Origin of the sequence: Paenibacillus sp. BR2-3 (genome assembly GCF_046529485.1) — a bacterium.
In the GTDB taxonomy this organism is placed as follows: domain Bacteria; phylum Bacillota; class Bacilli; order Paenibacillales; family Paenibacillaceae; genus Paenibacillus_AQ.
This window is the reverse complement of sequence record NZ_CP126311.1, coordinates 810,844-833,043: the sequence shown is the minus strand read 5'-3', so window position 1 is coordinate 833,043 and position 22,200 is coordinate 810,844. Positions and strand designations below refer to the sequence as shown.

General features: G+C 47.1%; 21 protein-coding genes and 1 pseudogene. 2 read left to right on the top strand and 20 right to left on the bottom strand.

Annotation, left to right across the window (positions count from 1 at the left end; all coding sequences use genetic code 11):
- Window positions 1-39: 39 nt before the first annotated feature.
- The 12 genes from PaeBR_RS03995 to PaeBR_RS03940 all read right to left on the bottom strand — a co-directional run bounded on the left by PaeBR_RS03995 (window position 40) and on the right by PaeBR_RS03940 (window position 11,907).
- Window positions 40-915 (bottom strand): radical SAM/SPASM domain-containing protein, encoded by an 876-nt coding sequence (locus tag PaeBR_RS03995; RefSeq protein ID WP_410513597.1) that lies wholly within the window; start codon window positions 913-915, stop codon window positions 40-42.
- Between the two features lie 17 nt (window positions 916-932).
- The gene (locus PaeBR_RS03990; protein WP_410513596.1) at window positions 933-1,919 is read right to left on the bottom strand and encodes a Gfo/Idh/MocA family protein; all 987 of its coding nucleotides are present in this window, start codon (window positions 1,917-1,919) and stop codon (window positions 933-935) included.
- A gap of 240 nt (window positions 1,920-2,159) precedes the next feature.
- Window positions 2,160-3,548, bottom strand: coding sequence for a threonine synthase (gene thrC / locus PaeBR_RS03985; protein ID WP_410513595.1), 1,389 nt, complete (start codon window positions 3,546-3,548; stop codon window positions 2,160-2,162).
- A gap of 91 nt (window positions 3,549-3,639) precedes the next feature.
- A complete protein-coding gene (locus PaeBR_RS03980; RefSeq protein ID WP_410513594.1) occupies window positions 3,640-4,143 on the bottom strand; it encodes a CYTH domain-containing protein in 504 nt (167 codons plus the stop codon).
- Between the two features lie 59 nt (window positions 4,144-4,202).
- Window positions 4,203-5,420: a chromate transporter gene (locus tag PaeBR_RS03975; RefSeq protein WP_410513593.1), complete on the bottom strand. Its 1,218-nt coding sequence runs from the start codon at window positions 5,418-5,420 to the stop codon at window positions 4,203-4,205.
- 7 nt (window positions 5,421-5,427) lie between these two features.
- Entirely contained in the window at window positions 5,428-6,264 is an 837-nt protein-coding gene (locus tag PaeBR_RS03970) for a hypothetical protein (protein ID WP_410513592.1), read from the bottom strand.
- Between the two features lie 14 nt (window positions 6,265-6,278).
- Entirely contained in the window at window positions 6,279-6,764 is a 486-nt protein-coding gene (locus tag PaeBR_RS03965) for an anti-sigma factor family protein (RefSeq protein WP_410513591.1), read from the bottom strand.
- A complete protein-coding gene (locus tag PaeBR_RS03960; RefSeq protein WP_410513590.1) occupies window positions 6,761-7,291 on the bottom strand; it encodes an RNA polymerase sigma factor in 531 nt (176 codons plus the stop codon). Before PaeBR_RS03960 ends, PaeBR_RS03965 begins: the two co-directional genes overlap by 4 nt.
- Before the next feature lie 63 nt (window positions 7,292-7,354).
- Window positions 7,355-7,801 carry a divergent PAP2 family protein gene (locus PaeBR_RS03955; protein ID WP_410513589.1) on the bottom strand — a complete coding sequence of 149 codons (447 nt, stop codon included), beginning with the start codon at window positions 7,799-7,801 and terminating at the stop codon, window positions 7,355-7,357.
- Window positions 7,802-7,818: 17 nt separating this feature from the next.
- Window positions 7,819-7,998: a phosphatase PAP2 family protein gene (locus PaeBR_RS03950; protein WP_410513588.1), complete on the bottom strand. Its 180-nt coding sequence runs from the start codon at window positions 7,996-7,998 to the stop codon at window positions 7,819-7,821.
- A complete protein-coding gene (locus tag PaeBR_RS03945) occupies window positions 7,934-8,770 on the bottom strand; it encodes a hypothetical protein (RefSeq protein ID WP_410513587.1) in 837 nt (278 codons plus the stop codon). Before PaeBR_RS03945 ends, PaeBR_RS03950 begins: the two co-directional genes overlap by 65 nt.
- Window positions 8,771-8,811: 41 nt before the next feature.
- Window positions 8,812-11,907 carry an efflux RND transporter permease subunit gene (locus tag PaeBR_RS03940; RefSeq protein WP_410513586.1) on the bottom strand — a complete coding sequence of 1,032 codons (3,096 nt, stop codon included), beginning with the start codon at window positions 11,905-11,907 and terminating at the stop codon, window positions 8,812-8,814.
- Between the two features lie 221 nt (window positions 11,908-12,128).
- Between PaeBR_RS03940 and PaeBR_RS03935 the strand changes: the two genes are divergently transcribed.
- Both PaeBR_RS03935 and PaeBR_RS03930 read left to right on the top strand, forming a co-directional pair.
- Window positions 12,129-12,878 carry an exonuclease domain-containing protein gene (locus PaeBR_RS03935; RefSeq protein ID WP_410513585.1) on the top strand — a complete coding sequence of 250 codons (750 nt, stop codon included), beginning with the start codon at window positions 12,129-12,131 and terminating at the stop codon, window positions 12,876-12,878.
- A 175-nt stretch (window positions 12,879-13,053) separates the two neighbouring features.
- Window positions 13,054-13,727 (top strand): annotated as a pseudogene (locus tag PaeBR_RS03930) (MerR family transcriptional regulator).
- Window positions 13,728-13,884: 157 nt separating this feature from the next.
- Here PaeBR_RS03930 and rbsB read toward each other — a convergent pair.
- The 8 genes from rbsB to PaeBR_RS03890 form a co-directional block, all read right to left on the bottom strand.
- Window positions 13,885-14,817 (bottom strand): ribose ABC transporter substrate-binding protein RbsB, encoded by a 933-nt coding sequence (rbsB, locus tag PaeBR_RS03925; RefSeq protein WP_410513584.1) that lies wholly within the window; start codon window positions 14,815-14,817, stop codon window positions 13,885-13,887.
- Between the two features lie 24 nt (window positions 14,818-14,841).
- A complete protein-coding gene (locus tag PaeBR_RS03920; protein ID WP_410515068.1) occupies window positions 14,842-15,777 on the bottom strand; it encodes an ABC transporter permease in 936 nt (311 codons plus the stop codon).
- 10 nt (window positions 15,778-15,787) lie between these two features.
- On the bottom strand, window positions 15,788-17,293 hold the full coding sequence (locus tag PaeBR_RS03915; protein ID WP_410513583.1) for a sugar ABC transporter ATP-binding protein: 1,506 nt from the start codon (window positions 17,291-17,293) through the stop codon (window positions 15,788-15,790).
- Between the two features lie 15 nt (window positions 17,294-17,308).
- Window positions 17,309-17,704: a D-ribose pyranase gene (rbsD, locus tag PaeBR_RS03910; RefSeq protein ID WP_410513582.1), complete on the bottom strand. Its 396-nt coding sequence runs from the start codon at window positions 17,702-17,704 to the stop codon at window positions 17,309-17,311.
- Window positions 17,701-18,636 (bottom strand): ribokinase, encoded by a 936-nt coding sequence (gene rbsK, locus PaeBR_RS03905; protein WP_410513581.1) that lies wholly within the window; start codon window positions 18,634-18,636, stop codon window positions 17,701-17,703. The genes rbsD and rbsK overlap by 4 nt, the downstream gene beginning before the upstream one ends.
- A gap of 1 nt (window position 18,637) precedes the next feature.
- Window positions 18,638-19,636, bottom strand: a complete 999-nt coding sequence (locus PaeBR_RS03900) for a LacI family DNA-binding transcriptional regulator (RefSeq protein WP_410513580.1) — start codon at window positions 19,634-19,636, stop codon at window positions 18,638-18,640.
- Window positions 19,637-19,902: 266 nt separating this feature from the next.
- Window positions 19,903-20,667, bottom strand: coding sequence for a type I 3-dehydroquinate dehydratase (aroD, locus tag PaeBR_RS03895; protein WP_410513579.1), 765 nt, complete (start codon window positions 20,665-20,667; stop codon window positions 19,903-19,905).
- Window positions 20,668-20,876: 209 nt separating this feature from the next.
- On the bottom strand, window positions 20,877-21,896 hold the full coding sequence (locus PaeBR_RS03890; protein ID WP_410513578.1) for a copper amine oxidase N-terminal domain-containing protein: 1,020 nt from the start codon (window positions 21,894-21,896) through the stop codon (window positions 20,877-20,879).
- Window positions 21,897-22,200: the final 304 nt, after the last annotated feature.

The window sequence follows — 22,200 nt, the reverse complement described above, 5'->3', positions numbered from 1 at the left end:
TAAGGCTGGTTCGAAGGCTCGGCACTTATTAACGGCGGGCTAAGTTCCGAACCGCTGCCGGTACCCGCATTTGCGGCATAATTCCTCCACGGCCTCTCGGCGGGAGAAGCCGTAGAACAGATTGTTTGCGCGTTCGCCCTCAACGATCTCGGAGAAGGAGGTCTCATGGATGTTGCCGAGGTTAATGACCCCTTCGCCATCCAGACAGCACGGAACAACCGTGCCGTCGACCAGCACCGCCGCCTGGCTGCGCAGCGCATGACAGAAGCCTTTGCCGTCATCCTCCGGCTCCGTAAGACTCGGCCACCTGAACTCATGGTCCTGATTGAGGTAAATGCGCGGTGCGATTTTGACTCCGCTGCCCGGCACCACCTTTTCATCAATGTTGAAATCCAGGTCAAAAGCTTCCTCCAGCACCGCCAAGGTCTCCCGGTTGCGCTTCTTCTCCAGATTCGTGCGATTGTCCTCGGTGAGATTCCACAGCCGGAAGGAGATAATGACACCCTGCGCAGCAGCTTCTTTTACAAAAGAAATAATCTCCGCCAGATACCCCTCGCGGTTCTCGGAGCCTTCATGCCCGTCGAAGCTGTGCAGCGAGAAGTTCATCTGCCGCAGTGCCGGCTTGCCGAGAATTTTGGGCCCCGCTTTATGGATCAGTGTTCCGTTGGTCGTTATGTTGACCTTGAACCCTTTGGCATGGGCCGCATCCAGCAGCTCCCCGATCTTGGGATGCAGCAGCGGCTCACCTTTGACATGAAGATAAATATGATTGCTGTGCGGCTTAATTTCATCGAGTATGGTGTTGAACGTATCCAGCTTCATGAAATTCTTCTGCCGGGCGGTTTGCGGACAAAAGCTGCAGGCCAGGTTGCAGACGCTTGTAATCTCGATGTATACCTTTTTAAAAGTCTTCAAGTTCTGCTCCCCATTCCTTATAGATCGGAGGCATAGCGGAGCCCGATTTGTGCCCTGGCTTCCTCCATCACTTCAGCCACTGCCAGTGAATTGGCATGACTGTTCATGCCGCTCTCCCGTTCACCGTTCTTAAGCAGCGTGATGAATTCCTCGATTTCGTAATACATGGCCTCATAAACCTGGGGCTGGGTCAGCTCTTCAACCGTTCCGTCACGGTAGCGGATTTTCACCTCGTAGGGCTGATTGATTTTGTCGATAACCATTGTACCGTTCTCACCCTGTATCTCGGCGGAAAGATAGGAATCTGCGATCTTGGAATGCATCACGACCGCGTCCATATCTGCATAACGCATCACCATACTGCCCTCCCCGTCTACTCCGGAAGATAACAAAACACCGGTTGCCTGCACGGATTCCGGCTTGCCGAAAAGCGCCACCATCGGATACAGACAATAGATGCCCAGATCCATTAATGAACCGTTGGAATAGGCCGGATTGAACGCGTTCAGCACGGTCCCCTGCCGAAATGCATCATAGCGGGATGAATATTGACAATAGCTTGCAAAATAGCGACGGACCCGCCCGATTTTGTACAGGTTGTCCTTCACAAGCCTGAAGTTTGGCATAAACGTAGACTTCATAGCTTCCATCAGCAGTACATCGTTATTACGCGCAGCTTCAATCATTCTTTGCAGTTCAGCGCTGTTGGAAGCGATCGGCTTCTCACACAGCACATGCTTGCCATGATTCAGACAGACAATGGCCTGCTCCGCATGCATGGAGTTAGGGCTGGCTATATAAACCGCGTCCACTTCGCTGCTCGAAACCATCTCTTCCAAATCTGTATAAATGGCGGCTCCGGCATATTTAGCGGCAAAGGATTTCCCCTTCTCTTCCATACGGGAGTACACCGCAGTCAGGATAAACTCCTCACTCTCCAGGCCGGCCTGAACAAAGCGGTCTGTAATCCAGTTGGTTCCAACGACACCGAATCGAATTGTCATGATGTGATCCCGTCCTTTTTTGGTTCTTAGACTCTAAATGCTATTTTCTCACTCCCGGGGTAGTAATGTCTACTTTTTACGACAAATTTACGACAAAATTTGATAACAAAGGATGTAAGCCAGGGACAATATAAAAATAAAGAGGATATCTCAGAAGCCGTGGCTTTGGAGACATCCCCTTACAGTCATATTGGATTACAGCCAAACGAAACTAATGTTAAGACTCACCCACGCGCTAATTTACTCATAAAAAGCTTGCAGCTGTCTCACAATCTCATCCTTGCTATGCTCCACCACGGTCTGATGCTGAGGCATCTTGAACAGGGCTTCAATCTCCGCCGGAAACTCCTGCTTAATGTCGATCAGGGCAATCGCCTCATCAAACTTGGCCGGATGTGCAGTCGCAAAGGTGATTCCCACTTCATCCGGGCCGTTAAAGGATTCGTAAGCCGCAATCCCGCAGGCCGTATGCGGATCAAGCAGGTATCCGTACTCGGACTGGTACTTGCCGATTGTACTGAGGCACTGGTCATTCTTCACACCGAGCGCAGCAAAATCAGACTGTACCTGCTCAAGCGCTTCGCCCTCAATTGTAATCTTGCCCTCACTCTGCAGTGCGGCCATATAGGCGGAGAGCTTCTCCGTGTCTTCCCCTATCAGGTAATATAGGTACCGTTCAAAGTTGCTGGCCACCTGAATATCCATCGAGGGGCTATAGGTGCTCGTAAAGCTGCCTGGCTTGTATTCGCCGGTGTTCACGAAGCGCTCCAGAATATTATTTTCATTCGTGGCAATGATCAGCTTGTTCACCGGTAAGCCCATCTTTTTCGCCAGATATCCGGAGAAAATATTGCCGAAGTTACCTGAAGGCACGCTGATATTGATCTTCTTGTCTGCATTGGCCTCGATTTGCAGGTAGGCATAGAAGTAATAAACCGTCTGAGCCAAAATACGCACAAAGTTGATGGAGTTAATGGCTCTCAGGTGATACTTGCTCTTGAAGTCCAGATCCGCGAACAGCTCCTTGATCACCTTTTGGCAATCGTCAAAGTTGCCCTTAACGGACAGATTCAGCACATTGCTGTCATCAACCGTTGTCATTTGCAGCTCCTGCACCTTGCTCACTTTGCCATGCGGATGAAGGATGCAGATCTTGATGCCTTCCTTGCCGCGAACCCCTTGAATGGCAGCTGCTCCGGTATCTCCCGAGGTTGCACCGAGAATATGAATGATCTTGTTCTGCTTCTTGGAAATGTAGGAATACAACTCACCCATGAATTGCAGCGCCACGTCCTTAAAAGCAAAGGTAGGTCCATGGAAAAGCTCCAGAACGTATAAGGAATCGTTGATTTGCCGCACAGGCGTTACTTCCGGCGCACGGAAATTGGCATAGCTGGTGTACACCATTTCCTTCAAATCCCCGTATGGAATCTCGTCATTCGTGTAATAGGAGAATATTTTCAGGAAAAGCTCCTGGTAGGTGAGGCTTCTCCATGCTTCAAGTTCAGCTGGCGAAATCACCGGAATCTCCGAGGGAATCATCAACCCGCCGTCATCGGCCAATCCCATTAAGACCGTATCGATAAAGCCTTTTGCTTCCACATTACCCCTTGTGCTTATATACTTCATGCTCATCCTCCTAAAACCCCTCTTTATTTATCCTATATATTAACACGTTTATGCGTTAAAGTCCGTTATAAGCTGTGAACCTGGCTATATCTTAGCGGGAGGCCTTATTCTGGAGCTCTTTCCAGACAGTCTTGTTGCTGTACTGCCGCTCTGTGCTGACATCCTTTCCGAACCATTCAGGGGGACTGAAGCTCTCCGCTTCCTCCAGTGAGTCGAATTCAACCTCCAGTACAGACAGCTCCAGCTGGGTATATACATCGATCTCCACTGTTGTGCCGTTCCACACACCCGTTATGCGCTCTTTGATCAGCGGCACCGCGTTAACCGCCTCAATCATCTGATGATATAAGCCCTCCGAGATGAAATATTCAACCTCCTCGCGGCTGATGCCTTTGCCATCCTTGAAAGTATGCGTGAATGTTACTTCTCCCGAGTCGAGATCCGTAATTTTACGCACTCTCAGCTCCTGGGCACCATCGATCGCCAGATAGGTCTGATCCATGCTCTGCCGGGTAAGTATCTCCAGCTCCCCTTTATTTATAAGCTGCTCCGGATACTCCGGCAGCAGAAACTTGCGTTCAATTTCCAAAGCCATGATGTCTCTCCTCTTCTTCTCTATGTATTCTGTTTAATACTATACCGGACTTGCCTGTTTTACACTAACCCAAGCAGCATGCCACCCGCAGCTCCTGCCAGAACAATCACCCAAGGGGGCAGCTTCCAGAACACAAGCATAACAAACAGACTGGCCGCCAGGGCAAAATCCATTGGCTCCAAAATGGCGGTGGTCCAAAGGGGATCATATAGAGCCGCCAGCAAAATTCCAACAACGGCTGCATTGATGCCTGCCAATGCTCCCTGAATTTTCGGATTATTCCTTAGACCGTTCCAAAACGGGAGCGCACCGGCAACGAGCAGAAATGCCGGCAGAAAGATGGCAATGACCGCCACAACTGCTCCAGATATGCCACCGATCATTGCTCCAAGATATCCTGCAAAGGTAAACAAAGGCCCTGGAACTGCTTGAGCAGCGCCGTACCCTGCCAGAAAATCCTCATGACTTATCCAACCTGTGGGAACTACTTCCCGCTCCAGCAACGGAAGCACAACGTGGCCACCGCCGAACACCAAGGAGCCTGAACGGTAAAAGCTGTCGAACATCGCCAGCCCTTCGGCTTCTCCCCACTGTCTAAGCATCGGAAACACCAGAAGAAGCCCGAAAAATAAAATAAGACAAGCTATGGCAAAAGAACGGCTTATCTTAATGTCCAAGCCGGGAGTATCCTCCACAGCTTTCCTGCGGTACAACCATAACCCGGCAACTCCTGCTGCAACAATAATCAGGACCTGACTATAAGCGGTTTGCCAAGACAAGGTAACAGCTGCAGCAATCACCGCTAGGGTGACTCGATCACGATCCGGTGCAAGCTTTTGCCCCATTCCCAGAATAGCCTGAGCTACGATCGCTACTGCAACGATTTTCAGTCCATGTATCCACCCCGAATTTCCAATGTCGAAGCCCTTAAGCAGGAAGGCAAAAGCCACTAAAGCAATGACAGAGGGAAGCGTAAAGCCTAACCATGCGACAATACCGCCGAGCACCCCCGCCCTTACGATACCCACTCCAATCCCAACCTGACTGCTGGCCGGACCGGGAAGAAACTGGCAGAGTGCAACCAGGTCGGCGTAACTCCGCTCATCCATCCATTTTCGACGGCGAATGTACTCATTATGAAAATAACCGAGGTGTGCAATCGGGCCCCCGAATGAGGTCAACCCGAGCTTCGTGGATACACTCAACACCTCCATAAGTGCAGCGGCCTTCCCTTTCTGCTTACTACCCTGTGTTACTGTTTGCGGATTCACTTCCATACCGTGCTTACTCCTTAATGGATGTCTTAGATTTTTTCTTGCGCTTACTGGTAATCCACTGTGTGCAAATGCCTAGAGAGATCAGCAAGATGAGTAATAAGACAATCCAGCCTACAATAGGGATATTCAAAAATGCCGTTATGATGGCTGCTCCGAGCAGCACTTTCATCCAGTCGGATCTTTGTGCCGGTTCATGAAACATTTCTCCGATGCGGCAGCTGATTACGGTCATTCCCATCGCCAGTGATACTATCACAGCGAGTAGTATAAGAATTAAGATAGGAATGCCAATAACCGTGACGAGAAGCAGTGTGCTTATCGCCGCGATAATTAAACTGCTAAAGAACCCGATGTAGAGCAATCGTCCTAAATTCAGCTGGTAGCGGTCCGTGAAGCCGGCTGTTTTTTGTTTCCCCAAAAGCATGATTAGAACGGGTATGAGTACCATAAGCAAACTGCCGGCAAGCTGCAGCACCCATAAGCCCAGTGCGAGACCGCCTCCAATCATCAGACTGTTTTGTGTCGCGCTGTCCAAAGAAATATTGTATACATCGTCACCGAGTACGGCTCCTGGATCCTGCTTTACCAGTCCCCCGATCACTACAACTACGCTATTTATATCTGCTGTACTGCCAAGATGGAGATCTCCATTTACGACGACAAGCACACCGGTCACTTTACCCCGTATCTCAGCATCCCCTCCGATGACATAGACATCATTGACGGTCTGCCCTGCGGGTACAATCGTATTCTGATGCTCAAAAATACTCCTTGCTGATGCCATACCCGGGATGAGAAGCATGAGGAGCGCAAAACAAATGAATGTATAAAAAATCTTTCTCAAGGTTTCCATCCCCTTCAACTGGTTGTCGTCTGGAGCAGCCGTCTAAGCGAGTAAACGGAGGTCGTAAGAATAATTAATGAGAGCACAACCGTCAGTCCGGACAGAACGGGCACGCTGGAAATGAAATGCGAAGTCATATAAATCATGGCTATCATTATTTTCAAGAATCCATGCATCATATTTACGAACACAGTGCCTGCCAAAACCCAGAATACGACTAGTGCTAAGAACGCCGTTGCAGGAATGAACAACCAGCCCTTTCCTGCGACTGCTGGTGTTTCTTTTGTTGCGATGGACCCGAGAACCCGCATTTCGAAATCGGCGGGCTCTTGAATCAGAGTGAACGTGTGCAGAACGTCGCTTTGTATGGATAATAGTTCTTCCAGAAGGACCTGGCAGGACTCGCATTTCTCAAGATGGGCTTCGACCTGTTGTCTTTCGTCTTCATTTAATTCATCATCCATATAAGCCGATAATTGATCCTCTGGATGGTAGTTCATCCCTGGTCCTCCTTTATTAACTCTTTGCGCAACGCCATTCGTGCAGCGAACAACCGTGACTTTACAGTCCCAAGGGGTACATCAACCATTTCTGCGATCTCCTCATAGCGATACCCTTGAACGTCATGCAGCAGCAGGACCTCCCGATGATCAATGGAAAGCTTGCTCAAACATTCCTCAATGGACAATTTCTCGAGCGGGTCGGACAAGCTTTGATCCGCCGCTCTCTCATTTGGTTCCTCTCTGCACCCTTGTTCTTTTATTCTTTTTTTCAAACGATCCTTGCACAGGTTGGATACAATTCGAATCAACCACGATGTGAATGCATATTCATTGTTCAGACTGGATAAGGAATAAAACGCCTTAACGAATGCCTCTTGAGCGACATCTTCCGCGTCCATTCGATCGTTCAGCATCCCCACGGCATAACGGTATACATGACCTTTATAACGGCTGACAAGCTCAGCAAATGCTTCCTGGTTGCCGCGCTTGGCCTCATGAATGATATGATAAAGCTCCTCGTTCACTGCTCGTGTTCAACTCCTACCGAAACGGCGGCTTTTCCACTATCATGCCATAGCTTAGTTGTGTTAGTAAATCACGTAATTGAGTACGATGCTAACCAGAATGCCAAATAATGCGCCGACAACAACCTCGATTGGCCGATGGCCAAGCAATTCTTTTAGAGCTTTTTTTGGGGGAGTCCCTTTAGTACCGGGAAATGCGCTCATGAGTTGATTAATTAAGGACGCGTGAATGCCCGCATGTCTTCGGATGCCTGCCGCGTCATACATGGTAATGGCACTAACGATGACAGCAATGGCGAAAGAGGCGGACGATAATCCTTCCTCAATGCCGATCGCCGCGGCGAGGGAGCATACTGCTGCCGAGTGGGAACTGGGCATACCCCCGGTACTGAATCCAAGTTTTAGATTCCATGTCTGTTTGGTAATCAAATAGATGGGGACTTTGATGAGCTGGGCCAAAACAATCGACAATAGCGCAGCGTTTAAAGGAAAGTTGTAAAAGACTGACAAAATGGAGTCCCCCTGTATTAAGCTGAAATCCCAACATTCAGCTTCCTTAGAATCTCAAGCAGAATAACATTCAGGCTGATCCAAACCCCGCCGAATACATAGCCTGCCACTACATCACTTGGAAATTGCACTTCAAAATAAATCCGGCTTAGGCCTACAAGGAGGCACAAAAGAATAACAGTTACAATAACCGCCATTCTCACAAGTCTCCCGCTGTAATGACGAAGCAGCAAAAAGGCTGAAAAGCCGCATACGGAACCCGGCTGCAACCGGCCCGGGGCGATGAAAAAGGTACCGGAGTCCTTCGTCCAGAAGATCGCCTCCGATTACAACCCAGAATAGGAATGTAAGCTCCAGCAGTCTCTCGCGGGCCAAAAAAACGATCCACAAGACAGTTATAATAATAAGAGGCCCATATAAATATATGGAGCCTAACTTGGCGAAGACAGCCATGGGTGCCTGCCATTCGGGGCCAAATCCCGAGAGAACCACGTAAGAGACAACCTCGTCGAAATGATTGAACTCCTGAGCCAGAAAATCCTGAATGAGTCCCAGCATCAAGGAAACGAAGAACACAAAGATCATAAAGGAGGCCAGTACCAAAAACCGGACTTTGCCAAGTGAGTTAAAGTGGTAGGCCACGAATAACAGCTTGTCTCCATATTTCTCAAACCACACATTCATCCGTGTCAGCTGTTCTTCACCCAAATGAATACGATGACCATACTTGGTGACGAACGGTTGACCCAGCCGGTAACCGATCCAATAGGAAAGGGTTATGCCGGCTGTGACACCGGCACTCGCTGTTAGGATACTAAGCATCCAATTCAATTTCCCTTGAAAAACAAATAGACCTGTATAACTCATCATCATTTCACCAGGAAGGGGCAATGCGAGCATTTCAAGGAACAGGGAGATAAAAATCAGTCCATATCCATAGTGTTCTAGCCAAGTTGTTAATGTGCCCAATGAAAACACTCCTCCTCCCTTAGTTTGATCGCAAATGTTCGTTATAATCCATTCCGGACCGCTTTTCCCTGCATCCATTCGTAAATGATCGGAATGACCACAAAGCTGTTGAGTGTGGATGTAACCATACCGCCAATAACCACGATACCAAGCACTTGTGAAATGACCGTGTCCGCGCTATGGGATAACGTAAGCGGAATCAAGGTGAGAACCGTTGTTCCGGCAGTCATAAATATCGGGCGAACCCGGGACAGGCTTCCATGTACCACCGCTCCCCTCAGGCTTAATCCTTCTTTCCGGTTACGTTCGATTTTATCAATTAAGACAATTCCGTTAGTGACCACGATGCCCGTAAGCATCAATACTCCAATAAGAGCGGCAAGATTCCATTGTCCATGAACCATGTACAAGGCGAGAACTACGCCGGATAAGGCCAGGGGAATGCTGATTAATACGGCAAAGGGCGCTTTCCACCCTCTGAAAACAAAGCTGGTGATGAGCAAGACAAGCAGTATGGATATAACTACCGCTATCGTCATTTCGATAATCATCTGTGTGACTTGTTGAGTGATGCCGCCCAGCGAATAGGTCACTCCGTTTGGAAGCCCCATGTCCTGCAATGCCTGATCTACGTCGTTCGAAACCTTGCTCACGTCACTACCGATAATTTGCGCGGTTACGACAGAGAAGGGCTGGCCGTCCCGCTCTTGAATAGAAGAAATTGCATCACTTTTATGAATGGATGCCAATTGATCCAGACGATAGGATTGTCCATTACTACCCTGGAATGACTCCGCTGCAAGCGAGGCCAGCACTTGCTCCGGTGTATAGACTGGCAAAGATTTATTATTTACTGCGTTTGTTGCCACAGGGTCGATATATACGTCAACCGGGATGATCCCTGTCCCTGTAGACGTTGAAATATCAAAGTCTTTTCCTTTGGTGAGATAACGCTTCAACAGCTTATTAATGTCATCCTCATTGACACCGGCCTGCCGTACTTTTTCTTTGTCAATAACTATGGCGTACTTGGGGATGCCATTGGTCAAATCCGCTTTTCCTGCCACGCTTAGGCCCTGAATAACGGACAGCTTCGTACGAACCAGTTGCGCTGCTTGCTCCAGAGTTTTCTCATCAGCGCCCGTAAGCATGATTTTAATCGTTGAATCATCGCCTGCGAGGTTCTGATTGGTAACCGTAATGTCGGCACGGTTGGAAAGATGCGATAACTCCGACTGCAAGGCCGTGATGGTCGAATTAACCTCCTTCGTGTTTTTCAATTGGATGGAAAGGTTCGCAACGTTCGGCTGCTGAATGTAACCGCCGCCCTGGTCGAACACATCGTCTGCCTGCGGTGTAAATGAAGAACCGAAGGTAGCCGAATAGGAAGCGATTTTCGCGTTGTTATGCAGAACGTCTTCTACATTTTTCACTTCTTTATCCACTTCCGATAGTGGAGTCCCTTTCGGCAATTCCACCTTTATAGCCACCTGACCGCTTGCCGTGCCGGGCAGCAGGCTGAACGGAAGACGGGAGGCGAACAGTACGGCAGCAACGAACAGGATGAACGAGACGCTGATCACTGTTTTTTTGTGCGCAAGTGACCACTGAAGAAGAGGCTTCATCAACGGTTCAAGCGTTACCGCATTGGCTTTAGGTTCCCTCCACCCGATAAAGGCAAAGGCCGGAATCACCAGCATCGCGACGAGGAAAGATACAACAAGGGCGATTACAACCGACCACGCAAATCCGGCATAGGACGCGCCGATGATGCCCCCGACCAAAGCAATCGGAACATAGACGGCAACGGTTGTGGCGGTAGAAGCAAATATCGCCGGCAGCATCTCGACCACCGCAGATGCAAGCACGTGCAAGACAGGCTTACCCTTGTTTTCTTGGACCCTGCGGTACATGTTATCCAAGATAACGATCGCGTCGTCAACAATACGCCCCATGGCCACGATCAGACCGGAAACGGTCAATATGTTAAGCGTAACGCCCATCCATTTGAGAATAGCGATGGTTGCGAGCAGTGAAATGGGAAGCGATACGGCAATCAAGAGTGTAGATCGCACATTCCGGAAAAAGAACAGCACGCACAGCATGGAGAACAGGCAGCCCAATAAACCTTCGCGAACAAGGCCTTTCAGGGAGCCGTTCAAATCTTGCGCACGGTCTGTCAGCAAGGTCATCGCCGCATCGCCGTTTTTTACAGCGGATATGCCGGAGACACGTTCTTTTACATGCTGAGCTACATCGGTAATAGTAGCGGTAGGCGTCTTGATGACGCTAATAATCACGCTTGCCTTACCATTGGTTCGCGAGACGGTTTTCACATCCGTGAGCGACTCGGAAACCGATGCAACGGCCGATAAAGGTACGCTGTCACCATCCTTATTCTTGATGGCAAAATGGTTCAGTTGTTGCATGGTAAGGTCCCAGCCTTCTACTCTGATGGGAAAAGAGGCTTTGACATTTGCAATGTTCCCCTGCAAGCTGGGGACATCCGCCGTGATGGATTTATTAAAATCATCCAACGTCATCCCGTTCGCCACCAGATCCTTCATACGAAGAGTAACAACATAGCCTTTATTAGCTCCGCCTACAGTCTGGACATCCGCCACGCCGGGAACGGATTTCAATTGTTTTACAATGTCCGTTTGTAAAGAGGATTGTAGGGTCAAGTCATCCACCTGGCTGCCCTTGGCGGTTAAACTGTAGCTCAGAATCGGAAATGTACTCGAGGTCAGTCTGGTTACCGCAGGCTTGTTGACCCCATCCGGCAAATCCGCATCGTTCAACGCCTGTCTGATGGTGTTCTCTGCTTTTTCCATATTGTAATCCATCGGGTAATAAAGATTCATCAGAAGCCCGCCATCGTACGAGGTCGTCTCCAGATTGGTTAACCCGTCCGTCTTGCGGATCACTTCCTCCAGGGGCGTAGTGATATCGCGTCTGATTTGATCGGCTTGATAAGACGATGCACGTAATGACACCATTAAAGTGGTGTTGTTAATACCCGGCAGATAATCTCTTTGCATCTGGAAAGCCGAGAAGGCTCCCCACGCTAATATAAATACGACACAGACTAAAATAATGGTTGCCCGCTGCATAACGGATTCAATCAATCGCTTCATTTTTGAAATCTCCTCTCAAGTGTATAAAGGAAACGACTTCGCCTATAGCCCATTTGTTCATTTGGCTGTAAATAATTTTTCTCGTTAACTGCAACAATAAATCTGATACGAGTACGAATACTTCCTTATATCCCCCGCTGCTCCGCTTTTTTTGCTAAAATAGAGTTGTCGGCGTTCTGGGCATGTCAGCGCGTCAGTCATGGAAACGGAGGCAAGTACCTGTGGATTATATTATTCTGGACATCGAATTCAACGGCCGGAAGTTTGCCAGTGATCACCCTATGGAGGTCATTGAGATTGGAGCCGTCCGGTTAGACTCTTCATTGCAGTATAAGGATGAATTCTCTTCCTTGATCAAACCCATATATTTCTCCACCCTGAATTCCTTTATTAAGAAAAAAACCGGTATCCCCCAAGAGGAGATCGACGTAGCCGATCGTTTTCCCAAGGTCATCACCGAATTTAGAGCTTGGCTGGACCAGAGTGCAGACGGTGTTTTGCTGCTTACCTGGGGCGGCGAAGACATGAAACGGATTATACAGGACGTCCGTATTCACAAAATGGATGCTGCCTACTGGTTGGCCGCCCCGTATTTTGATCTGCTGAAGGGCGTCCTTCGGGCCCGCGGCTTAAGCAACGATATCAGTGTTGAGGGCGCCATGGCTCTGCTTGAGCTGGATCCCTCCGGCTCCGCCCACCGGGCGCTGGACGATGCGCGGATGACTTCGGAAATTTTCCGGGCCGTCTTTAATGAATTGGATTTCGAACGTGTACAGCATTACAAGGACACCTTCTCCAATGCGAGAGAACGCAAAACCGTAAAAATAGCCATAAAAGCCATAAAGGCACAAAAAATTGTCCCTACCTGGGAGCTTGTCGCCGAGCATTACTTTCCGGAAGCCACTCTTGCCGATCCCCGGAAGTTGGCGGAGCTGCAGGCGTTTTTTGCGGCGCAGGTCGGCCGGGCCTGACCTCAATCTATTTCCGATTTCCCCAAAAAAACAGCGGCAGTCTCCCCAATGAACTTACGAAGGGAAACTGGCGCTGTTTTACATACTACTATCATTTCTCTTCCAAAATAACTGTTTGACATTGCCGTTACGTAAAGGAGTACAGTTATTTTGTAAGCACACGCTAACAAAACTTCTGGGAGGTGTTACTACGGAATACACCGTGCAAAAGCTGGGAACTCTGGCAGGGATAAGTACTCGGACACTGCGTTACTACGATGAGTTTGGAATTCTTAAGCCGGCAAGAATCAACTCCTCAGGGTACCGTACGGGGCCACAGCACTGCGGGAACACCACAACAAGCTGCTTGAGAAAAGAAAACAACTAAACCTGCTAATCGTGAGCGTCGAGAAAACGCTGGCGTCCACAGAAGGGAGAATTACGATGAGCAATAAGGAAAAATTCGAGGGATTCAAGCAAAAACTGATTGATGATAATGAGAAGAAGTACGGCAAGGAAGTGCGTGAGAAATACGGGGATGACGCCGTAGATCGGTCCAACCGCAAAATCCAAAACATGACAGAAGAGCAGCATGCCGATATTCAGAAAGTCGAAGAGGAAATGTTCGAATCCCTGGTGGATGCGATGGAAGAAGGCGATCCTGCAAGCGTACTGGCGCAAAAAGCCGCCGACCTCCACCGTCAATGGTTGAGCTTTTACTGGGATACCTACTCCAAGGAGGCCCATGCGGGTGTTACCCAAATGTATGTGGACGATGAGCGGTTCACCGCCTACTATGACAAGCGCCAGCCGGGCCTCGCAGCTTTCCTGAGAGATGCCGTGCATCACTATACCAAGATTAAAGAGTAAAATACTATAGAGTAACATTAGGTGGGGTGCCTCAAAGTCCAATAGAATTGGCTACGGGACACTCCCGTTTTTTTCGAAAAATAGACCCCGCTACCTTGTAACTGCCTGGTAGTGGGGTCTCATTATGGTTAAGGTTGATTATTAAGATTGGGATTTATTATTTCTTCGTGATCAATTCCAATTCCACCGCAATATTTTTTTCTACAGTTTCACCTTTTAATACTTGCAAAGCTGTTTTAACAGCAGTTTCGCCAATAGAAGCCGGTTTTTGAGCTACGGTAGCAGCCATTTGGCCGTCATTTACAGCTTTTACAGCATCGTCAGTAGCATCAAAACCTACAATCAGAATTTTTTGACCGGAGGCTTGAATCGCTTGAAGCGCACCTAGAGCCATTTCATCATTATGAGCAAATACTGCGCCGATATCTTTGTTGCCTTGCAGAATATTTTCCATTACGGAAAGTCCTTTGGCACGGTCAAAATCAGCAGGCTGGGAAGCGATCACCTTAACTCCGTCTTTACCATCTACTGCATCATGGAAGCCTTTACCGCGGTCATTTGCAGCAGAGGTTCCTGCGATACCTTGAAGCTCTACCAAGTTGCCTTTATTGCCAAGTGCCTTCAAGATATACTCACCGGCCATTTTACCACCATTCACATTGTCCGAAGCGATATGAGTAACAACTTCGCCGCCATTTGCTGCACGGTCTACTGTAATTACCGGGATGTTAGCTTTGTTTGCGGATTCTACTGCAGTTACAATAGCATCACTATCTGTCGGGTTAATCAGAATTACACTCACTTTTTTCTGAATCAAATCTTCAATCCCGCTGATTTGTTTGGCTGTATCATCTTGAGCATCTACGACTACCAGGGTTGCTCCTGCTTCTTTGGCTGCTTTTTCAGCTCCGTCTTTCAAAGTAACGAAGAATGGATTGTTTTGTGTAGAGACCGAAAGACCAATCGTTATTTCACCCGTCCCGTTATTTGCATTATTGGCTGTACCTTCATTTTTGGAGTTGGTAGAACAACCTGACAGAACCAATACGACTGCTAAGATTACTACCAAGCTTGCGTACATTTTTTTCATTGTAAACTCCCCTTTAATTTTGTTTTATTTTCTAGACTTCGACCGATCGAGCAATACGGCAATTAAAATGACTATACCCTTGACCACCTGTTGATAGAAGGAAGATACATTCAACAAATTGAGACCATTATCCAGAACTCCAATAATCATTGCACCAATCAGTGTTCCTACAATCCAACCTTTCCCACCCGACAAGCTGGTTCCGCCCAGGACTACGGCTGCGATTGCATCCAGTTCAAAGGCTCCTCCTGCAGTAGGTTGTGCGGAGTTAAGTCTGGAGCTGAGAATCATGCCACTAGTTGCAGCTAGTAACCCACTGATTGAATACACCAGGATTTTTACCTTAGTGGTATTAATTCCTGATAGCCAAGTCGCCTCCTCGTTGCTGCCTAACGCATAGACGCGCCGGCCAAAAGTCGTGTGCTTTAAAATGATATATAACACTGCAAATGCGACTGCCATCCAAATAATCGGCATTGGAATTTGCAGGAAATACCCTTTACCTACAAAGGAGAAGTCCTCTTTGAATCCAGTAATCGGCTTTCCTTGGGTATAAACCAAGGTTAACCCGCGGAATACGGTCATCGTTGCCAAAGTGGCTATAAAGGGAGCTACCTTACCTTTGGTGATTAATATCCCGTTAACCATCCCCATGAGCATGCCGCCAACAAGGCCAATGGCCACCGCCATCCATGTATTCATGCCTCCTGCCATCAAGCCTGCAGCCAGTGAACTGGATAAAGCCAGTATAGACCCTACGGAAAGGTCGATGCCTCCTGTTAAGATAACGAAGGTCATCCCGAAGGCAATAAGTGCATTAATGGATATTTGACGAAGAACATTAAAGAAGTTGCTTGCGGTCAAGAAATCCCCGTTAATTACTGATAAAGATACAATGATGAGAACCAATCCTACTAACGGTCCTAAATTCTGGATTTTATCGAATTTTATTTTATTCATTAATTTGCCATCAGCCTGCATGTTTTTCTCCCCCTGTCGCACATAACATAATGTTTTCCTGAGTGGCTTCTTCTCTTACGAATTCCCCACTAATTCTGCCCTCATGCATAACGAGGATACGATCACTCATCCCCATAACCTCAGGAAGCTCGGAAGAAATCATAAGGATGGCTACACCTTGGGAAGCAAGCGCATTCATTAAATCATATATTTCTTTCTTTGCCCCTATATCAACACCCCGGGTAGGCTCATCCAAGATCAATACCTGAGGGCTTGTAGCCAGCCACTTTCCAATGACTACTTTCTGCTGATTGCCTCCACTCAAGGAGCCGACCTTCTGCTCACTATTTGGCGTTTTTATCAGAAGCTTCTTAATCATAGATTCAGATAACTCCCGTTCTTTGCTGCGATCCATGAAACCGAAGGAAGATAGCAAATCCAGATTAGGAAGTGCCAGATTATCGCTTACGGACAATGGAAGGAGCAGTCCCTCATCTTTGCGGTCTTCGGTAATCAGGGCAATCCCTACCTTGATCGCATCGATTGGCTTCTTGATGGAAACGGGCTGGCCGTTAATAAGGATATTTCCCTGATCTATGGAGGTCACTCCGAATAGTGCTTTAGCCAGTTCCGTTCTACCTGCTCCCATAAGTCCAGCAATCCCTACAATTTCTCCAGCCCTTACGGATAAAGAAATATTGTGGAGCTTCCCCTTTTGCGTCAACCCATTGACAGTTAAACGCTCTTCTCCAAGTTCGACTGCAACCTTAGGGAAGCGGTCTTTAATTTCCCTGCCCACCATCATTTTGACCAACTGGTCCATGGTAGTGGTAGCAATCTTTTCGGTTCCAATGTAATGTCCGTCGCGCATCACTGTGACCTGGTCGCAGATTCTGAATACTTCTTCCATCCGGTGGGAGATATAGATCATCCCTACACCCTTACGCTTAAGTGAGTCAATAACTTGGAAGAGCGCATCAATTTCCCGGTCTGTTAAGGCCGCAGTAGGTTCATCCAGCACGAGAATTTTCGTATTCATTGAAAGAGCTTTTGCGATTTCCACCATCTGCTGCTGACCCACAGAAAGTTCATTTACCATCATCCCAGGATCTATGTTCAACCCAAGCTGATTTAAAAACTGCTGGGCTTGCCTTCTCATCACGCGCCAGTTTATTAACTTTGACTTGCCATATGTGAATTCCCGTCCGAGAAATATGTTTTCCATAACCGTCAAATGAGGAACCAAATTTAACTCCTGATGAATAATAACGATGCCTAGGCTGTGCGCCATAGAAGGAGATATTATATCAACAGCGCTTTCATTTACAGATATGGAACCACTATCCTTGGTGTAAATACCCCCTAGTATTTTCATAAGCGTAGATTTACCCGCACCGTTCTCTCCCATCAATGCATGGATTTCTCCACCCTGAAGGGTGAATTCCACCTGATCCAATACTTTAACACCCGGAAAGCTTTTACTGATTCCCTTCATTTCTAATAGATTTGTAGTCACTTCTTATCCCTCCCTTCAGAAGATTACTCCGGCTTGAAGAATCACATTGGCATAAGGAGTAAACTCACCTGTCCGAATAATGGCCTTGGCATCATGAGTTAATATCTTGAATTCCTCATGACTTATTTCATGTAAAGTGACACCTTCAAGCACCGACGTCATCTCTTCCTTAAGTGCTGGACTCTTCTCTTCCATTTCCAAGGCAATGATAGCCTCCTCGACCTGCATTTCTTGAAGCACCGTTGCCAAACAATCCATGAACCTTGGAACGCCCTGCTTCAAAGCCAGATCAATACGCTTGACATGAGCAGGGATAGGAAGCCCACTGTCACATATTACAATGGTATCGGTATGGCCAAGTTCACTAATGACTCTTGAAATATCACTATTTAGAATACCGATTTTCTTCATGCTCGTTCTACTCCCATAGTCGTATTTGCGAACTTAGTTACTTCTTCTAGGGTTGGCATGCCAGCCTGAGCCCCAAACCGAGTAACGGCTAATGCAGACACTTTTGCTGCGAACGAGACGGATTTCTCCAGGCTCTTACCTAATGCTATTGAGTAGGCCAGTCCTGCATTGAACGAATCACCTGCACCTGTAGTATCTATAACTGGAACTTTGTAGCCAGGTACCTGATGCAGAGTGCCCACTTCCGTTAAAAAAGCGGATCCCTCTGCCCCGAGAGTTGTCACTACCTGGCTTCCCAGCTGGGTTAAGCTTCCCATCGCTGCTTCCAGCGCTTCCCCTTCGGTACTCATGTTTGTGATTAAACTCAGTTCTGACCGGTTGGGCGTAATATAATCTACATTTCTCAGCAGATCATCCGGTAGGGCCTGTGCAGGTGCAGGATTCAGAATAATTGTCTTGCCCAATGCTTTTGCCTTTTTAACTGCATGAATAACCGTTTCCAGGGGAATTTCCAGTTGAAGAAGAAGGACATCCGCATCTTGGAGAATGTCTTCATATTGGTCTATATCTTCAGGTGTTAATTGGTAATTAGCCCCTGGTACAACTACAATGCTGTTATCACCCTCAGTAATAAAGATGGACGCTACACCAGTAGAGCTACCCTCAACAACCTTTACGGAATCTCTATGGATTGTATCGGTATCGAGTGCCCGCAGGAGATCTTGACCGAAGCTGTCCGCTCCAACTGCACCGATCATGGTCGTCTTAGCACCAAGCCTAGCAGCCGCAACCGCTTGATTCGCGCCTTTCCCCCCCGGTATAAAACGGGCATTATGTCCTAGAAGGGTCTCTCCCATCTGTGGGTATCTATCCGCTTCAATGACAATATCCATGTTCAAACTGCCGATCACTACTATATGAGGTGTCTTCATTTTATCTCCTCCTTCTCGTTGACTCTCTTAGTGTTAATTTGACATCGAGCACATGAATTTGGTCTTCTTCAATATCGCCTTCGATTTTCTTTATCAAAATCCTAGAGACAAGCGCCCCCATATCGTAAATAGGTTGGGCAATTGTTGTTAATTCAGGCTCAGTGATTTCCGTTATGCTGATGCCATCATACCCGCACACGGCTACTTGCTCAGGTACGTTAATACCCATGCGGTGCAGCACTTTTAAAGCTCCGAAAGCCATTAAGTCATTCCCTGCAAAAATCGCATCAATATCCGGGTGCCGCTTCATTAGGATTTCAGTAGCCTTCTTACCGCTTTCAATCCCAAAATCTCCTGGCACCATCAAGCTTGGACTGAACCAGTCAAAACCTCTCACAGCTTCCTCATATCCAATCAATCTTTCTTTGGCTGTGATTAGATCTTGTGGGCCATAAATATGTCCTATCTTCTTGCAGCCCGCTTCCAAAAGATGCTTCACAGCTAATTTGCCGCCTTCGAGATCATTTGACTTAACTACACTGCAGATTCCACTGGTAGGCGCACGATCCAAACACACATAAGGGATATTGTAAGAGGCCAGTTTGTCTACATCTTCTTGCCCTAAAGTATTTGAGGCGAAGATAATACCATCAATGTTCTTGCTCTTCAAAGCTTCTATATACTTTTTTTCTTTGCCCACTTGACCATCTGTATTACAAAAAATTACAGTATAGCCGTAAATGGTGGCCACATCTTCAACTGCCCTGGCCAGCTCCGGGAAAAAGGGGTTGGATATATCCGGAAGCAGCAAAGCGAAGGTCTTCGTATTTTTCCCTGCGAGCCCTCTTGCCACAACGCTGGGTAAGTAATTTAATTTCTCGATTGCGTTTTTAATATTCATTTCTGTTTCAGCGTTCACATAGCCACTCTTATTCAAATAGCGAGAGACTGTAGAAACGGAGATCCCAGCTAATTTAGCTACATCACGTATGGTTGCCATCCTAGCTTCACTTCCCGACTATGATCATATGGTATCGCTTCCATATATACAAAATAACTAAGTATTTAAACGTTTTATGCTATGCGGTAGCGTTACCACACAAATATAGCACAGGTCTTTTAGGTTTGCAATACATCTATGGCAAAGGCAGCTGGCAATCCTATCCTTCGGCAGTACACTCCCATGCTTTGCTGGACAAAAAAAACGACATCCGTGGATCCGGATGCCGTTTACTAATTTAATTTAGACCACATAAAGCAGAGTAATTATAAATTGCGATGAAATAAGGAAAGCATTTCCCTCATCTCAGCGACGGGAATCTGACCCGGTGCAGAGACTTTATGAGCAGCACCAAAAGTCAGGGCAGAACCAAATACTTCACCCGCAAGACGGCTGATTACCCCGGCTCCAGCCATAGACATTGTTATTATAGGACGGTCTGCATACTTTTCCTTCATGATGTAAGTAGCTTCCAGCAGGGTCAGTACATCACCCGCATGCTGCGGCATGACCGCAATTTTTGGAAGATCCCCCCCAAGCTCCTGAGCTTTCCGCAAGCGTGATACGATTTCTTCCTGAGCAGGGGTTCCCTGAAAATCATGGTTAGAAATAATCACGAACACTTCCTGGGCATGAGCGGCTGCGACAAGTGCTTTTACATCTGCTTCCGCATTGAATAATTCCACATCAATAATATCAACCAGGCCACTTTCGGCCGCTGCTGCATTTAGCGCAAGGTAATATTCTGTACTAACCTGCTTCTGGCCACCTTCTTTGGCGCTGCGGAAGGTGAATATTAGCGGCAGCTCCGGAATTACAGAGCGGATTTCTTGTAGCGCCTCCATAACTGCACCAATATCCTCTACTTGATCGAAGAAGTCAGTCCTCCACTCGACTAAATCGGGAGCCAGTGACTTCAACGCTTCAGCCTCATGCTTTAATTCCGGAACCGCCTTTCCCATTATCGGAACGCAAATCTTCGGTGTACCCTCACCAATAATTACATTTTTAACGGTTACCGTACGGCTCATATTACAGCTCCTTATTTCCTTATTTTATGTCTGCATTTTGACTTGGCGGATTAATCCTCATAGTCTCTATCTTATTGGCTTTTATCCGTTTTATCAAACCCTTGATTTCATGTTCCTATACAAAAAAGAACACGGCATTTATACCGTGTCCCTTAATGCACCTATTCCATTCACTTCTGATCCTTGTGCTCCACTTTCAGTCTGAAATCCTATTCTTCGTAAATCACTACGGACTGGGATTCCGGCTCCCATTTAACGGTCGCCTTAAGGGATTCACTCACAAAACGGACAGGCACCACCGTGCTGCCATCCACAACCGCCGGGGCCGCTTGAAGCGTAACTGGTTTACCGTCGACGTAAGCCGTCTTTTTATTGATAAATAGCTTCACGGTAATCCCGTCACGGATTACGGTAACGGAAAGCTCCTTTTTGTTCCAGACTACATCCGCCTGCAACGACTCGGCAACCACTCTGAACGGCACTAATGTGCTGCTGTTCGTGAGGATCGGAGCCACATCGGAGGAAGACTCTTCACCGTTAATGTACAGCTTTACACCTTTTTCACCGATTTTATCGTACAGCTTGCCCAGCTTTTTGTAAGAATTCAGATTCTTAACGTTCGCTTTGATAGCTTCCTTCTCCACGTATACCGCATCGGTTACGCTTCCTCTTTTATTCAGCATATCAGCGAGCGCAGACAGCGCTGCATCCTTTTCCTTGATGGCTTCCAGCTCGGCCTTCATTTCAGGTGTAAGCTGGGTATTATATTTCGTCAACAGAAGCTCGGCAATTATGGCACCGGCAGGCTTGTCCTTTATATTCTCAATCGCATGGAGTAGACCTTTATATCCATTGCCGCCTTTGCCATATGTAGCATATGTAGCTGAAGTTACTGTTACCTTCACCTTAACTTCTTTTTCATTCTTATCTTCTTTTTCATTCCTATCTTCTTTTTCATTTTTATCTTCTTTTTCATTCCTATTTTCTTTTTCTTTTTCTTTTTCTTTTTCTTTTTTATTTTCTCTTTCTTTTTTATTTTCTCTTTCTTTTCTATATTCTATTTCTATTTCTATTTCCTTTTCTTTGTCCGATACCGTAACAGACCTGCTGAAACTGTTTCCTTGCTTCTTCTCTGTCCCATTGCCATTTTGTGACCTTGCCAATGCCGAACCCGACATAAGGCTAACTGCCAGTAGGCAGCTTGTGAGAATCATAAAGCTTTTTTTCATATTCCCTTTACCTCCTCAGTATTTGTATATATCCCTTCTATATTCGGCTGAACACTTTAACTTTGTTAGAGCAGTCGTGCTTTTTGGGTAATATAGCTCGGGTCAGAGATTGCAACGCTACTCCGGTACCAGCCGGACAGACCTACTTATGATTGACTGCATGCAAATAAATCTGCGGATCATTCCCACCAAAACTTCGTTAACCTTTCACGCTTAATGTGTGCTAAAATATATATGCAATCGCTTTCACTAATGACTGCTCACCACTTTTTGAGCAAACGTTTGCACCTTAGATAATGCCTAC